Raw genomic sequence first — 17589 nt, 5'->3', positions numbered from 1 at the left:
TCGGCTAAACGTTCCATAGCAGTTTCGATTTTTTCATCGCTTGCTGTCAGGCTAATACGAATACATTGATGTTTCTTCCAGCACTTAAATTAATAAAATCTTGCTTTTGCTTGGTTTGTAGTGTTTCGATAATGTCTTTTGCTATGGTCTTAACACCTGTAATACTCGACATTTGAACACCAATTTTAGATAAGTTAGGTATCATAAAGGTTATTGCATGAGTTTTAATCATCAAAATAGTAATTGCTGCGTTACCTCTTGTTCTGATAAATGCTCTACCTCTTGCAAAATACTTGCTAAATCATCATTCTCTGCTTGCTCAATTTGTTGATCGCTCACTTTTTCGGCGAGTTCAGCAATAGTAGGATTTTCAAACAAATAACGCAAACTAAAATCTAGAGAAAAGACCTCTCTCAAGCGAGAAATAATTTGGGTAGCTAGTAAAGAATGTCCCCCCAATTCAAAAAAGTTATCGTGAATTCCAACCTGTTTTACTTTGAGAACTTCAGTCCAAATCGTGGCTAATTCTTGTTCCGTAGGCGTGCGAGGAGCAACAAAATCAACCTCTAGATTTCTTTGGAAAGTATCTGGGGCAGGCAAAGCACGGTGATTGATTTTACCATTGGGTGTTAAGGCGAATACTTCTAGAAATACGAAAGCCGTGGGAATCATGTAATCAGGCAGCTTTTTCTTGAGGAAGTTTCGCAGGCTGCTAGGCGTTGGCTGATTATTTTTGGTAATAAGATATGCCACTAAATACTTGTTCCCAGGTTCATCTTCTCGCACAATGGCAACGACTTGATGGATGTCAGAATGTTGAATTAAAATCGCTTCAATTTCTGCTAATTCAATGCGAAAACCGCGAATTTTTACTTGTGTATCAATTCGACCGATAAATTCCAGGTTTCCATCAGGAAAACGGCGGGCTAAATCTCCGGTTTTGTAAAGTCTATCTCCCTCAACAAAAGGATTAAGAATAAATTTTTCACGGGTTAATGTTGGTTGATTTAAGTAACCTCCAGCAACACTCGCCCCACCCACATAAAGTTCCCCAGGAATGCCAATCGGAACTCTATGTAAATCTTTATCTAGTAGGTAAACTTTTCTGTCGCCGATGGGTTTCCCAATGGGAATTGAATGCACATTTTCAGCAAGTTGTTTGGGAATCGGGTAACAACAGGTAAAAACTGTACATTCCGAAGGGCCATAGCCATTAATTATTTGCGTTTCCGGTAATAGTTTTAAAGCGCGACGAACATGATCTACAGAAAGAGATTCTCCCCCAATGAGCAGTTGTTTAACTCCTGACAAACCTTGTGGTATTGTATCAATCATGAGATTGAAGAAAGCGGAAGTTAGCCAGAGGATATTAATTTTTTGTTTTTGGATGATGCGGCTTAAGCCTTCTGGTGTAGGAATTTTGTCTGGGTACAGCACACAACACCCCCCGTAAAGCAAGGGCGGCCAAAGTTCTAGGGTTGAGGCATCCCAGGAAATCGATGAATGTTGTAGCCAAATTTGTTCTGCATCAAGGTGAATATAATCAACCCCAAACATAAATCCAATGAAGCTACAATGGGGAACTTTTGTTCCTTTTGGTGTTCCTGTTGAACCAGAGGTATAAATGATATAAGCTAAGTTTTCTGGATTAACTTCGCTATGTAAATTGTCTTCTTTGTATTGGGCAATGATTTTCCAATCTGAGTCAAGATTAACCACAGTTTGATTATTGATTGGGAACCTATCCTGCAAATAAGTTTGTGTTAGTAAGATGGGTGTCTGTACATCTTCCATCATGAACACCAGTCTTTCTGAAGGGTAAGCTGGATCTAGGGGGATGTATGCTCCACCCGCTTTGAGGATAGCCAGTATTCCTACCACCATTTCTAGCGATCGCTCTACACAAATTCCCACCCGGACTTCAGGTTTAACTCCCAGTGATTGTAAATAATGGGCTAATTGATTAGCACGATTATTTAGTTCTCGATAAGTTAAATTTTGTTGCTTATATACAATTGCTACTGCATCAGGAGTTTTTTCTACCTGTTGTTCAAATAAAACATGAATACATTTGTAATTAATAGAATCTATTTTTTGCTGATTTTCTAGCAGAATCAATTGATCTTCTTCATCTGTGCTGAGTAAAGATAATTGGAAAATATTCCGTTGTAAATTAACTGACATTCCTGTTAGCAATGTTTGGAAATGTCCAATCATGCGGGCAATTGTCTGTTCCTCGAAGCGGCTAGTATCATAAACAATTCTGCCAGACAATTGTGAAGCAGGATTAATAACTACAGTCAAAGGATAATTCGTGCGTTCAAAACAACTAATATGACTAATTTCTAAAGTTTTTTTGGTTTCCTGTTTAGCAGAATCTAGCGGATAATTTTCAAATACTAAAATACTTTCAAATAATGGCAATCCTGGAGGAATATCACTGAGCTTTTGAATTTCTGCTAGGGAACAATAAGCATACTGTTGCTGTTCTAATGCTTGGGTTTGTAATTGCTTGAGCCAGGGTAATAATTCTGTCTTATTTGTAACTTTTACCCTGATCGGAAGAGTATTGATAAATAGCCCTACCATCGAGTCTACTTGCTCAAGGGTTGGTGGACGACCGGATACAGTTGCACCAAAGACCACATCGCTTTCCCCACTGTAGCGTGACATTAGTAACGCCCATGCTCCCTGCACCAAATTATTCAAAGTTAAATGGTACTGTCGCGCTGCATATTGCAATTTTTCAGTTACCGTTTGAGATAATTGAAAACGTTGTTCATTATATGTTTCCAGTCCCCTGTTCCCTCCCAAAAAAGTAGGAGTTTCAAAACCCTGGAGAGTTATTTGCCAAAAGTTCTTTGCTTGATCGATATCCTGTTGCTGTAACCACTCAATATATTCTCGATAGGGGCGAACAGACTGGAGGCGTAAATGTTCGCCTCGCTGATGTGCTTCATAAAAAGCTAAAACTTCTTTGAGGATAATCTGCATCGACCAGCCATCAAAGAGGATATGATGATGGCTCCAGATAAATTGGTAAGTATAGTTCTCTAGCTGGATGATAGTGAAGCGCATCAGGGGAGCAACATCCAGTTCAAATCCTTTTTGGCGATCGCATTTCAAAAAATCCTTTAGATGCTGTTGTTGTTCATCGGGCGTGAAATTCCGCCAGTCCAGTTTTTCCCACGGAAGATCCACTTGCTTACTCACCATTTGCAAGGGCTTTTCTATCTCTTTCCAATAAAAGGAACTGCGTAAAATTGGGTGTCGTGCAACAACCTGTTCCCAAGCTTGCTGGAAGGCAATAAAATTTAATTCTCCAGAGAGGATGCAAAGCAACTGCTCAAAATAAACTTCCGATTCTGGCGCATAAAGGGTATGAAACAGCATCCCCTGTTGCATGGGCGAAAGTTCATAAAGATCATCGATATTGTTCATGAAACTACCTCTGAGTTGGAACTGGAGACTGGCAAGTGGGGAGAATAAAAAATGATTCTTGACAAATGACCAATGACTAATTACTTTTGTTAATTTTGGCTAGGAATGTGTCAAGCTGTTTTTGGCTGAGTCTGGCTGCTGAAAAATCTGAAGGTGTATGACCGATCGCATCAGGAGATTGACAGTGGACAATAAGCGATCGCAACGCCTCCATAAACCCAAAAGCCAAATGCTCAATGGTGTCTCGTTTATGAACTTTCTCGCTATAAGCCCAAGTCATTTCCAGCCTTCCTGCACGAATAAATCCGCTTATTCCTAATAGGTGGCTACGCTTATTAAGTAAACTCTGTTCAGCTTTGAATTCTTCAGCCAAACCCAATACACCAGACGCCTTAAGCACCTGATCGAATTGACCAAGGTAGTTAAAACTTACCTGTGCTTGGGGTAGCGCTTGTAGTTTCGTGCGTATTGTTTCATCCTGCTGCAAATATCGCAACACACCATAGCCTATCCCTCGGTTGGGAATGCGCCGCAGTTGTTCTTTAACTGACTTTAAAACCTCTCCTGGATGGTCAACTTCTTCTAGCTTTAAGTGAACGGGGAATAAGGTGGTAAACCAGCCTACAGTCCGCGACAAATCTACATCCTCAAACAAGTCTTCTCGTCCATGTCCCTCTAAATCAACAAGCAGAGAACGTTCTCCCGTCCATTGGGCAAAGCTTTGCGCTAGGGCAGTCAACAGCACATCGTTAATTTGAGTGTTGTATGCAGAGGGTACATCTTGCAAGAGGGCGCGGGTCTGTTCTTCAGTTAAAGAAAGGGACACAGAAGCGGTTGAGGCTACGGTGTTATTGTCTTTACCTGAAGGCTTGTACTGAGCAGAGTCGAAGTGATAATCTACTGGCAAGGCGGTAACTTTCAAACTAGACTCACCCAGCCAGTAATTCAACTCATCTGATATCGCCTCTGATTTTGCATATTCTGTCAGGCGATCGCTCCAATATTGCCAGGAAGTTGTCTTCGGTGGTAGTTTAATAGCTTTACCACAGCTGATTTGCTGGTAAGCCGTAGCCAAGTCTTCGAGCAAAATCCGCCACGAAATGCCATCTACTGCTAAGTGATGGATGATGAATAGTAACCGACCAGGTTGATTGTTGCCCAACCTAAAAAGCACCACTCGTGCGATCGCTCCAGTAGATAGATTCAAACTAGCTTGAAGTTGAGCGTTCTCCGCTTTCATTGCTGTTTGTTGTTCTTCTGCCGACAAGTGCGACAAATTGATGACGCTAAATAATTCGTAATTCGTAATTCGTAATTCGTAATTAAACTGCTGCCAGTTTTCGCCTTCCTGCACAAACCGCAGACGCAAAGCATCGTGATGCACTAACAATTGTTCCACGACTTGCTGCAATAGCTCTGGTTGCAAGTCTGGCGGTACTTCTAGCAGGGCTGACTGGTTAAAGTAATTAGGTTCGGGCAAATTCTGCTCGAAAAACCACCGTTGGATGGGTGTTAACGCCACCTTGCCAGTTACTAACCCTTGTTCGGCTTTGACAGAGCGAGTAATTCCTGCCACGGCAGCTAATTCAGCAATTGTTTGGTACTTAAATAGTTGTTTAGGGGCAATTTGGATACCTGCTTGATTGGCACGGGAAATTACCTGAATGCTGAGGATAGAGTCGCCGCCTAGTTCAAAGAAGTTATCGTGGATGCCGACTTGTTTTAGTCTTAAGATTTCTGACCAGATCGCCGCTAATATCTCTTCTGTAAGGGTTTGGGGCGCAACAAAGTTATCTTCTGCGCTCCAAGAGAGGTCGGGGGCTTTGAGGGCGCGGTAATCTACCTTCTGGTTCGGAGTCATCGGCAGTGCTTTCAGCAGCACAAAAGCCGAGGGCACCATATAATTAGGCAGCTTTTGCTTTAGGAACTGGCGCAATTCATCGGTGGTTGGTTGCGGCTGGTGCGGAACAACATAAGCCACAAGACGCTTTTGTCCGGGAATATCTTCACGAGCAACAACCACAGTTTGAAACACCTGTGGGTGTTGTCTCAGCACTGTTTCGATTTCTCCCAACTCGATGCGGAAGCCGCGAATTTTCACCTGATCGTCAATTCGACCGAGATATTCTAGGTTGCCATCGGCGCGAAATCTTGCTAAATCACCCGTTTTGTAGAGGCGATCGCAGGTTGCATTCTCAATAAATTTCTCAGCCGTGAGTTTAGGACGTTGCCAATATCCTCTCGCTAATCCTGCCCCACCAATGTGCAGTTCTCCAGGAACTCCTATAGGTACAGCTTGCAGATATTTATCTAAAACATAAACCTGAGTATTGCTGATGGGTCGTCCAATGCTGACAGAGGAGGCTGTTGGGGTTAAGCGTTTTAAGGTAGTGACAACCGTTGCTTCCGTTGGCCCGTAACTATTAAGTAATTGGGGTGGATGGGAGAGATGAGCAATACTACTGTGCCAGCGCTTTCCTCTTTCGAGTTGAGCTTCTTCTCCGCCAATAATCACCATTCTGAGACTTTCGGTAATTCGGGTATCTTCAGGGTTAAGTTCTGCTACTAACTGGTGCCAGTACGCTGTGGGAAGATCCAAAACAGTTAACTGCCATTCTCGGCAACACCGCCAAAATTCATCGCTGGAGTGTAACATCTCTTCGGTGCGTAACACTAAGGTTGCACCTACGGAAAGACAAGGGAAGATTTCTTCAATAGATGTATCAAAACAGATTGACGCAAATTGCAGAATATTATCGCTTGCATTAATTCCATATTCATGAATCGCGTTGATCACAAAATTCATTAGCGATCGCTGTTCAATCATCACCCCCTTGGGTTTACCCGTAGAACCGGAGGTATAAATAATGTAGGCAAGGTTATGAAGTTGAACGTGAGTAATCGGATTGGCTGTACTGTGTTGAGCAATTATTTCCCAGTTTGTATCTAAACAGATCGTTTTTCCGGCATAATCTGGTAGTTTGTCCTGGAATCTTTCTTGAGTCAGCAGAATGCTTAGTTGGGTATCTTCGAGAATATCAGCCAGTCGCTCTTGAGGATAAGCTGGATCGAGAGGAACATAAGCACCCCCAGCTTTGAGAATTCCGAGTAAGCCAACAATCATCTCCAAGGAACGCTCAACGCAGATACCGACTAAGGTTTCTGGTTGGACTCCCAAAGTTTGCAGATAGTGGGCTAATTGATTGGCGCGATCGCTCAATTCACGGTAGGTTAGCTGTTGACTTTCTTGCTGAATAGCCACAGCATCGGGCGTTGACTCCACTTGAGCCGCAAATAAATCATGAATACACTCTTTAGCGGGATACTCCCTGTGAGTCTGATTCCACTCCAGCAATAATTGCTGCTGAGTCTGCGTTAGCAGTGGTAATTCGGAAACTCGCTGCTCTGGGTTGACAACAATCCCTTCTAGCAAAATTTGATACTGCTCTAGCATTTGTTGGATTGTGGCAGCATCAAATAGGTCGCTGTTGTATTCTAAGACTAGCGTGATTCCCTTAGCTCCCGTTTTAGAACCGTTCTGCACACGTTGCTCAGAACGTGGGATAACCAGTAAATCCAGATCAAACTTTGCTGATTTATTGCTGATAGGTTCATGCAAGCTGATGTCCAAACCAGGGAGATTCAAGTCTGGCATGGGGGAATCATGGAAGCTGAACATTACTTGAAATAGAGGATTGTGGCTCAGGTTCCGTATCGGCTTGAGAACCTCCACCACCTTATCGAAGGGTAAATCTTCATTGGTGTATGCTTCCAGAGTCACTTGACGCACTCGGCCGAGTAATTCCTGAAATGTGGGATTGCCAGACAAATCAGTGCGTAATACCAAGTTATTGACAATCATGCCAATCAGCTTTTCTACTTCATGCATCCGCCGATTGGCGACAGCAGTCCCGACGCTAAGATCGTCCTGCCCAGTATATCGGTGCAACATGACCAGGAAAGCTCCCAGCATCGTCATAAATAAGGTGACACCCTCTTGACGACTCAGAACTCGCAGAGATTCGCACAACTTAATAGGAAGTTCCACCCTGATTTGATCGCCATTGTAAGTTTGTTCTGTCGGTCGCGGGCGATCATAGGGTAATTCCAACAAGGGTGGACTACCGGATAACTTCTGCTGCCAATAGGCCAATTGAGCTTTGGCTTCCTGGCTTTTGACCCACTCTCGCTGCCAATGGGCAAAATCCACGAACTGGAGGAGTGGTTGAGGAAGCGGGGAAGGATTACCCGAATAGAAAGCTTGATAAAGTTCTATCAACTCACCCAGGAATACGTTGAATGACCAACCATCATGAGCTATATGATGCTCACTGTGGATTAACAGATGTTCTTGGTCGTTCAACCTCAATAAAACCCACTTAACTAATGGTAGTTGATTCAGGTCAAACGACTTTTGCACTTCTGTCTCAACTAGGCACTGAGCTTCTACTTCCCGCTCAGATTCAGGGAATCTCTGGAGATCAACTACTCTGAAGCTGATTGGTTGGGCTGGGTGGATTACCTGAAATAGCCGTCCATTCTCCGCCGGATAAGTCGTGCGAAAAATTTCATGACGTAGCACAATCTCGTTGAGGCATTGTTCTAATACCGCCACATTGAGATAACCCTTAAATCGCATAGTTGCCTGGAATTGGTAGGCACTACTTTCAGGAGCCAATTGCTCGATGAAGTACACTCGCTCTTGAGCAAAAGAGACTGGCAAGAGTCCCTCACGCCCAATTCGTTGTATGGCAGGACGATGCAACTGCTGCTTTAGCTGACTGTGCTGTTCAATTAGTTGAGCTAGAGCAGCTATGGTGGGTTTTTCAAATATGTGATTAAAGGACAACTCGACTTGGAAAACTTCGCGCACGCGAGAAAGGAGTTGAGTGGCGATGAGGGAATGGCCACCCAATTGGAAAAAATTGTCATTGATTCCAATCTGTTCAAGTGCGAGTAACTGGCCCCAGATGACCGCTAATTTCTCCTCAATTGGGTTACGAACTGCGACAAAGGTTTCTTCAAGATCGGGGCGTGTGCGATCGCAGGCTGGAAGATTTTGACGATCAACTTTACCATTGGGGGTGAGAGGCAAGGAGTCTACGATTACAAAGACTGCTGGCACCATGTAGTAGGGTAGCTTTTCTTGAAGAAAGCGTTTGAGGGTAGTCGCGCTCGCATCAAATTTTTGGTTAAGCACAATATAGGCGACAAGACGCTTATCACCAGGGATATCTTCACGAGCGATTACCACTGCCTGTTTCACATCCGGGTGTTGACTCAAAAGCGCCTCAATTTCTCCGAGTTCAATACGGAAGCCGCGAATCTTCACCTGATGATCAATTCGCCCCAAAAACTCAATGTTGCCATCTGGTAAGAAGCGGGCTAAGTCACCAGTTTTGTATAATCTACTCGCTTCTGCTTTCTCAAAGAAATGGGTAATAAATTTTTCCTTAGTTAATTCTGGACGGTTTAGGTAGCCTCTAGCCAAGCCGTCGCCACCAATATATAATTCACCAGGAGTACCAATAGGAATTGGTTGAAGTTTGGAGTCAAGGATATAGATTTGTGTATTGGAAATCGGGCGACCAATCGGCACTTTTGTAGCCCCTTCTGGAATATCCTGCACTAGATACCAAGAAGCAAATGTTGTACTCTCAGTCGGCCCATATACATGTAGCAATCCCTGTGGCGCTCCATTCCTTAAAACTGCTTTGACTGAATTAGGATCTACAGCCTCGCCTCCAAACAGCAAGTGTCGGAGTTCTTTAAATGCGTGGGGCACAACGCTGGCTAACTGATTAAATAAGGCTGTCGTCAAAAATAATATACTAATCCTTTGTTTGCGGATGTAGGCTGCGAAATGCTGGGGCGAAAGCACAACATTCTGAGGAATTACGACCAACCTAGCTCCGTTAAGGAGAGATCCCCAAATTTCAAATGTAGCTGCGTCAAATGAAGTATTTGAGGCTTGAGCAACGCGTAGTTGACCGCCGTAGGCATCGCTAGGTACAAAGTTCACGTAGTCGGTATTGCATACTAGCCGATTGACAGCCCGATGCGGCACAGCTACTCCCTTTGGTTTTCCTGTAGAACCGGAGGTATAAATGACATAAGCCAGATTTTCAGATGTAGCGTTGCTAGTCGGATTCTCTTGCTGGTGATTAATCGATTCCCAATCAGTATCCAGACAAACCAACTTTGTTACGCTACCAGCAAACTCTTCAATGAACTTTTGCTGGGTCAACAACACCTGCACTTGTGAATCTGACAGCATGAAGCTTAGACGCTCTTTCGGATACGTTGGATCTAGTGGCACATAAGCTGCACCTGCCTTGAGGATGCCCAATAATCCCACTACCATTTCCAAGGAGCGCTCAACGCAAATCCCTACCAACACCTCTGGTTTTACACCCAAACTTTGTAGATAATGTGCAATTTTGTTGGCTTGGTAGTTCAACTCTTGATAAGTTAGTTGTTGCTCTTTGAAGACAACAGCGATACTGTCGGGAGTTTTTTCTACTTGTGCTTCAAATAACTGATGTATACATAAGTGCTTAGGATAATCTACCTTTGTATCATTCCATTCAATTAATATTTCATGTCGATCTTGCTCAGTTAAAGCAGAAATATCATCAATAGATTGAGTAGAGTTAATTACAATTTCTTTCATAACCTTAGTATATAAATTGCGATATTCAACTAGTAATTCACTTAATGGTTAGTTTTCTTTTTGTTGATTTTAGCTATAAATTTATCAAGTTGTTTTTGATTAAGTTTGGCAGCAGAGAAATCAGAAGGGGTATATCCTTGTGACTCTGTTGATTGACAACGAGCAATCAGGTTTCTTAATGCTTTCATAAATCCAAAAGCTAACTTTTCAATAGTCGAACATTTGTGAAGTTTGTCACTATAAGCAAAGTCGATTTCTAGCTTTCCTGAATGAATCAATCCGCTTACTGCCAAGAGATGGCTACGATATCCTCGCTTACTCTGCTCTGATTTCCACTCTTTGACAGATCCAAACATTGCAGATGCAGATAGTACTTGGTCAAATTGACCTAAATAATTAAAACTGACTTCTGCTTGAGGCAAATTCTGGAATTTATTGTGAACTGCCGCATCTTGATTTAAATATCGCAATATACCATAACCAATACCGTGTTTAGGAAGGCGACGCAGTTTTTCTTTAACTAATTTTAAATCTCCTAACTGATCAACAGAACTCAGTTCTAATTGGATAGGAAATAAGGTTGTAAACCAGCCTACGGTACGGGACAAGTCTACATCTTCAAATAAGTCTTCCCGTCCATGTCCTTCTAAATCAACAACTAACGATTTTTTTCCTGTCCATTGGCTAAAGCTTTGTACTAAAGCAGTCAACAAAATATCGTTAATTTGTGTATTGTAGGCAGCAGGAACATCTTGGAGCAAGGCGCGGGTTTCATCCTCATTTAAAAAGAGGGTAAAAGAATCATTTGAGGATAACTTATTGCTTTCTTTTTCGAATGGCTTGTACTGAGCGTTCGCGTAGCGTCTCGCAGAGAAGTCGAAGTGATAATCTATCGGTAAAGGAGCAATATTGCTTTCAAAGCTAGATAACCAGTAATCAAGTTCTCTGGCAATAGGTTCTGATTTACTGTATTCTTGGAGTCGATTGGCCCACTCTTGGAAAGAACTAGTTTTAGGGGACAATTTGATTGCTTCGCCACGGCTAACTTGCTGATAAGCTGTTGCCAAATCTTCAAGCAAAATTCGCCATGAGATCCCATCTACCACTAGGTGATGGATAACAAATAGTAACTGACTTGGTTGATTCATCCCCAGATGAAACAACGCAACTCGTACAATTTCGCCTGATGACAGATTTAGGCTAGCTTGAAGTTCAGCATCTTTTGCTTTAATTGCAGTTTGTTGTGCTTCTGGAGAAAGTGCCGACAAATCCACAATGGTGAAAGGCACTGTTTCTTGGGGCGCATCATTAATCTGTTGCGGGGGATTCGTTTCTAAGACAAAGCGCGATCGCAGTACATCGTGATGCAATAATAATTGTTGCAAGACTTGCTTTAATAACTCCGGTTGTGTATCTGATGGAATTTCTAGCAAGGCTGACTGGTTAAAGTAGTGAACATCGGGTAAATTTTGCTCGAAAAACCAATGTTGGATCGGCGTTAGCGGTACTGAACCCGTTACTAACCCCTGATTGGCTTTAATTTGACTGGTTGTGCCGACAACGGTAGCTAACTCAGCAATGGTTTGATATTGAAACAGTTGTTTTGGAGTTAGCTGTAACCCGGCAAGATTTGCTTTAGAAATCATCTGAATACTGATGATTGAATCGCCGCCTAATTCAAAGAAATTATCGTAAATGCTGATATTTGGTTGCCTCAACACTTCAGCCCAAATTGCCGCTAATCTTTCCTCTATCGGAGTCCGAGGAACAACAACCCCTAAGTCTAAATTTCTGTCTGAAGTATCTGGGGCAGGCAAAGCACGATAGTCTAATTTCCCATTAGGGGTAATCGGTAGCTGATCCAATGTAACGAAGGCAGAAGGAACCATATACGGGGGTAACTTCTGTTTGAGGAATTGGCGAATTTCATCAATTTTAACTTGTCCTTCATTTCCAACCACATAAGCTACGAGACGCTTATTACCAGGGATATCTTCACGGGCAATCACAACAGCTTGAGTCACCTGGTGATGTTGATCTAAGATGGTTTCAATCTCACTAAGTTCAATCCGAAAACCGCGAATCTTCACCTGAGAATCAATCCGTCCCAGATATTCTAGATTGCCATCGGGTTGATAACGCACTAAATCCCCAGTTTTGTATAACTTATTCTCTTCTGCTTTCTCAAAAGGATTAGAAATAAATTTTTCTGCGGTCAATTCTGGACGGTTCAAGTAACCCCGTGCTACACCTGCACCGCCAATATGGAGTTCCCCTGGTACTCCAATAGGAACGGGTTGCAAATATTTATCTAACACATATACTTGAACATTACTAATAGGTTTTCCAATAGATACTTCCTGACGATTGAGAGCGTTTTCTGACAAATCAGATAAGGTTGCCACCACAGTGGTTTCAGTTGGCCCATAACTATTAACCAACTGAGGATTATTGCCCACCAATTGATGCCACATTGCAACTTTTTCGGGTAGCACTCGCTCTCCGCCGATAATAACCAGTCGTAATGAATCAGGTAATGATAAATTTTCACTGGCTAATTCACTTACTAACAAATGCCAGTAAGCTGTTGGTAAATCCCATACAGTCAATTCCCACTGTTTTGACTGCTGTATAAATGCTGACACAGACTGCAACATTTCCTCGTTACGCAGCAGCAGTGTCCCACCGCTACTTAAACAGGGATAAATTTCTTCGGCGGCAGCATCAAAACTAATTGAGGCAAATTGAAGAATGCGTTGGCTTTGCCCGCCGTAGGCATCGCACTCTGTCAGTTTATATTCAGCGATCGCAGTTTGCGTAAAATTAACTAAAGAATGATGTTCAATCAGTACGCCTTTGGGCTTTCCTGTGGAACCTGATGTATAGATAACATAGGCTAAGTTACTCGCTACTACCTTAGACTCAGGATTTTCTCGACTCTGGCCTGAAATCAAAGCCTTTTGAGTATCTAAACAAACCATTTGTAGGCAATGTTCAGCTTCCACGGTTGCCCATTGCTGCATCGTCACTAGAATTTGCACGTGAGCATCATTGACTATATCCCTCAATCGTTCGGCTGGATACGCGGGATCTAAGGGAACATAAGCACCCCCAGCTTTGAGAATTCCTAACAGTCCCACTATCATCTCTAAGGAACGCTCAATGCAGATTGCAACTAAGCAATCAGGTTTTACCCCCAAGCTTTTCAGATAGTGAGCGAGTTGGTTAGCTTGTTCATTCAATTGCCGATAGGTGAGTTTTTGCCCCTCAAATTGCACTGCTACTGCATCAGGGGTCTTATTTACCTGTTCTTCAAATAATTGATGAATACATTTCCCTTCGGGATAAGCTGCTTTAGTCTGGTTCCAATCAACTAATAACTGGTGCTGCTGTTGTGGCGTTAGTAGAGGGTATTGGGAAATTCGTCGATCGGGGTTAGCCACAATCCCTTCTACCAATGTTTGATATTGACCCATCATGCGCTCAATGGTGGCGGCATCAAATAGGTCACTGTTATATTCCCAAACAAGAGTTATACCTTCTGTTTCTATTCCTTTGGCTTCGTCTTTGGAATTGCGCCCTACCCGTTGTTCAGAACGTGGCATAACCACAACATCAAGATCGAATTTGGCTGATTTATTGTTGAGTGCCTCATGCTGTTTAATGGTCAATCCAGGTAGATTCAAATCAGGTAAAAGAGCATCATGAAAGCTGAACATCACCTGGAATAGCGGATTATAGCTCAGATTCCTCTCTGGTTTAAGAGCTTCTACTACCTTGTCAAAAGGTAAATCTTCGTTGCTATAACCCTCTAGGGTTACTTGACGTACTTGAGCCAGAAGTTCTCGAAAGGTGGGATTACCAGAAACATCTGTGCGTAGGACGATGTTGTTGACAATCATGCCAATTAACCCTTCTGTCTCCCGCCAACGACGATTAGCTACCCCAGAACCCACACAAAGGTCTTCTTGTCCTGTGTAGCGGTAGAGCATGGTTACGAAAACCGCAAACATACTCATAAATAAGGTTACGCCTTCTTGGCGACCCATGTTTCTCAGGGCTTCACAGACATCTAGGGGAAGCTCCATCCGCAGCATTCCGCCTTGATAACTTTGTTCTGCTGGCCGCGGAGCGCCAGGTAATTCTAATAAGGGCGGAATGCCAGATAATTTTTGTTTCCAATAGTCCAATTGGGCTTGTGCTGGCTCTGTTAATACCCACTCTCGCTGCCAATGGGCAAAATCTGCAAACTGTAGTGAGGGTTCAGCTAAAGGTGACGGTTTACCTTCAGAGAATGCTTGATATAGTGTTAATAATTCTCGCAAAAATAAATTGAATGACCAACCATCATGCACCATGTGATGTTCAACATGAACCAACACATATTCTTGGTCACTTAACTTTAATAATTTCCAACGAATTAAGGGTAATTGACTAATATCAAAAGGCTTTTGAATCGCTTCGTCAGTTAATCTTTCCACCTCAGCTTCCTGCTCGGCTTTAGGAAAGTTTTGCAGGTCGATAACTGTTAAAACAACTGCTTGAGGAGGGTGGATTAATTGTACCAGCTTTCCTTCTACCGCGGGAAACGTGGTGCGGAAGATTTCATGACGGCGCAAAATTTCGCTCAGACTTTGTTCAAGGATAGATATATTCAAATATCCTTTGAAACGCAAACTCTCTTGAAATTGGTAAGCGCTCATGGAGGGAGCTAATTGCTCAATGAAATATACCCGCTCTTGGGCAAAGGAAACAGGTAAGTAACCCTCGCGTGAAATTGGCTGAATTTTAGCTAAGGGGGATGACTGTTTTAATTGCTGTTGCTGGACAATAACCTGAACTAAATGGTTGATTGTTGGGTTTTCTAAGAGTTGCCCAAAGGATACCTCAACTTGAAAAACATCCCGTATCCGAGACAGAATTTGAGTGGCGATTAGGGAATGACCACCTAACTGGAAAAAATTGTCATCGACTCCAATCTGTTCTAAGCCGAAAACTTGACACCAGATTTTTGCAAGAGTTTCTTCCTGGGCATTACGAGGGGCGACAAAGTTTTCTTGAAGTTTGGGGGCGGGAAGTGCTTGACGATCAATTTTCCCATTGGGGTTGAGAGGTAAAGTGTCTAGGTCAACAAAGATTGTTGGCACCATGTAGCTAGGTAGCTTGTTTTTCAAGAAGCTTTGCAGATTTGTGCAGTTAATCTCCATCTTTTGGTAGGGGACAACATAAGCTACCAGACGTTTGTTTCCAGGGGTGTCTTCACGAACAATGACTGCGGTTTGAGATATTTGGGGATGTTGATTGAGAACGGATTCAATTTCTTCTAACTCAATGCGAAAGCCATTAATTTTTACCTGATTGTCAATCCGTCCTTTAAATTCTAGGTTGCCATCTGGTAGATAGCGTCCTAAATCTCCAGTTTTATATAATTTGGAATTGTTAAAAGGATTTTGAATAAATTTTTCTGCGGTCAATTCTGGGCGGTTCAAATAGCCTCGTGCTAGTCCAGCACCCCCGATGTATATTTCTCCTATTGTTCCAGTGGGGACTATTTGAAGGTTTTGATCCAAAACATAGACTTGAATGTTATCCCCAATTGGTTTGCCAATGGGTATTTCTGTCCCCTCTAGTTCGGTGGCACTCAAATTTGATAAAGTACAAATTGTAGCTGCAACAGTAATTTCAGTGGGGCCGTAGGAATTAATCAACTCAGGGAAATTCCCTACAAACTTGAGCCACATCCTAACTTGTTCTGGAAGCGCCCGTTCCCCGCCAATAATCACCAAGCGTAATGATTGGGGTAATTTTATTTGACCAGTGACTAATTCATTTACTATTAAATGCCAGTAAGCTGTGGGTAAATCCCATACAGTTATTTGCCAATCTTGAGATTGCTGTACAAATGAGGCTAGAGAACTTGCCATTTCTTCAGTTCGTAGCACTACAGTTGCACCACAACTAAGACACGGATAAATTTCTTCTGCGGATACATCAAAACTCATTGAGGTGAACTGAAGAATACGATCGCTCGCGGAGATTTTGTATTGAGCGATGCCTGCGGCGGGCAAAGCCAACGCCATCTGGGTAAAATTCACCAATGATTGATGTTCAATCATTACCCCTTTGGGTTTTCCGGTTGATCCCGATGTGTAGATGACATAAGCCAGATTATTTGGTTTTACTGTGTTAAAAAGATTGCACTCGCTCTCGTTAGCAATCTCATCCTGTTGAGTATCTAAACAAATTACTTGGCCTGAATAATCAGATATTAAACTAGACCATTTTTCTTGTGTTACCAAAACAGAGATTTGAGCATCTTGCACCATGTAGGTCAATCGTTCGGCTGGATAAGCGGGATCTAGCGGTACGTATGCGCCTCCAGCTTTGAGAATTCCCAACAAAGCTACAATCATTTCTAGGGAGCGATCGACGCAGATTCCGACCAGTACCTCGGCTCCCACCCCTAATTTTTGCAAATGATGAGCGAGTTGGTTAGCTTTAATATTTAATTCCTGGTATGTCAGTTGGTTCTGTCCAGATTCCACAGCTACAGCCTGCGGAGTTCGCGCAACCTGGGCTTCAAATAACTGATGAATACATTGTTTAAACATAAGCTAAGTATTTGCTGAATGCTGATTTAGAATTTTCAGAAGTGAATCAAATTCTTCTTTTGACAAACTTTTCAACTATTTTGTAATTAGATGTAATTACAAAAGTCAGATTTTATCTAAATTTATAGGTTTGAATCTGTTGCCGAATTTTAGAGATCCTTACAGGGATGGGGCATTATATGTATGAATTTGAATGATGGCCTTTGAGGGTTTACTCCGGTGCAATCGGACTCAGAGGCCATTTTTTTCGTTGAGATGAATTAAGCGCGATCGCACTTAATTTAATCCCATTGTGTCTGGAATTTCAAAGAATCTAATAGTGAAATTATTCCTCGACAATTTCAATTGTTTTTGGCGGCTGAACTTCTTCCACATCAATATTGATTTCTGGACTCAGTTCATTTTTCAGTTTGAGTTTTAGCTCCTCTGAAATGGGTAAATCTTTAATTTCTTTGAGGAGGAATCTCACGGATTCAGTTTTACTACGTTCTGTATAGATAGCCTTGAGAACAGCTTCAATTCCATATCCCGCTACAGTATCCCCTACAACCGTTATCAGACCAAGCAATCCTATACCTCCAACAATACCAAAGGGGCCTCCCAAGGCTGTGAGGGCAGCAACAATAGCAGCATTACTACCTGCTGATGTGACTGTTAAAATCACGAGAATTATGCCAGGAAGACCCAGACCAGCAAGTTTTTTAACGATTTCGTCCATTGTAATTACCTAAAATCCTTTTTTTCTTGGTTAAGACATTAATAAGGGTACGAGAATGGAGTCTTTGTAAATAAAGAAACCTATCTCAAAACCTAGACTAAGCTCAATAAGAGTCATTCGCGCTTAGATTGGGTTAATATTTTTTG

The 17589-nt window shown here is 42.4% G+C and carries 5 protein-coding genes; all 5 read right to left on the bottom strand.

Translation table 11 applies throughout. From position 1 onward, the window contains the following. Window positions 1–46 precede the first annotated feature (46 nt). Window positions 47–232, bottom strand: coding sequence for a hypothetical protein (locus ACEYW6_RS17490; RefSeq protein ID WP_412980709.1), 186 nt, complete (start codon window positions 230–232; stop codon window positions 47–49). Then, window positions 232–3441 carry an amino acid adenylation domain-containing protein gene (locus tag ACEYW6_RS17485; protein ID WP_412980708.1) on the bottom strand — a complete coding sequence of 1070 codons (3210 nt, stop codon included), beginning with the start codon at window positions 3439–3441 and terminating at the stop codon, window positions 232–234. Before ACEYW6_RS17485 ends, ACEYW6_RS17490 begins: the two co-directional genes overlap by 1 nt. Before the next feature lie 76 nt (window positions 3442–3517). Then, window positions 3518–10114 (bottom strand): amino acid adenylation domain-containing protein, encoded by a 6597-nt coding sequence (locus ACEYW6_RS17480; RefSeq protein WP_412980707.1) that lies wholly within the window; start codon window positions 10112–10114, stop codon window positions 3518–3520. Between the two features lie 41 nt (window positions 10115–10155). Then, entirely contained in the window at window positions 10156–16725 is a 6570-nt protein-coding gene (locus tag ACEYW6_RS17475; RefSeq protein ID WP_412980706.1) for an amino acid adenylation domain-containing protein, read from the bottom strand. Window positions 16726–17050: 325 nt separating this feature from the next. After that, entirely contained in the window at window positions 17051–17443 is a 393-nt protein-coding gene (locus ACEYW6_RS17470; protein WP_412980705.1) for a hypothetical protein, read from the bottom strand. Window positions 17444–17589 lie beyond the last annotated feature (146 nt).

The sequence above is a fragment of the Nostoc sp. UIC 10607 genome (assembly GCF_047228265.1).
Classification (GTDB): domain Bacteria; phylum Cyanobacteriota; class Cyanobacteriia; order Cyanobacteriales; family Nostocaceae; genus Nostoc; species Nostoc foliaceum_A.
Note: the sequence above shows the minus strand (reverse complement) of the source record. Positions and strands in the feature narration are given on the sequence as shown.

Excerpts from the sequence above, each read along its gene's own strand:
- ACEYW6_RS17490 (WP_412980709.1), bottom strand. The coding sequence starts at position 232 with ATGATTAAAACTCATGCAATAACCTTTATGATACCTAACTTATCTAAA.
- ACEYW6_RS17485 (WP_412980708.1), bottom strand. The coding sequence starts at position 3,441 with ATGAACAATATCGATGATCTTTATGAACTTTCGCCCATGCAACAGGGG.
- ACEYW6_RS17480 (WP_412980707.1), bottom strand. The coding sequence starts at position 10,114 with ATGAAAGAAATTGTAATTAACTCTACTCAATCTATTGATGATATTTCT.
- ACEYW6_RS17475 (WP_412980706.1), bottom strand. The coding sequence starts at position 16,725 with ATGTTTAAACAATGTATTCATCAGTTATTTGAAGCCCAGGTTGCGCGA.
- ACEYW6_RS17470 (WP_412980705.1), bottom strand. The coding sequence starts at position 17,443 with ATGGACGAAATCGTTAAAAAACTTGCTGGTCTGGGTCTTCCTGGCATA.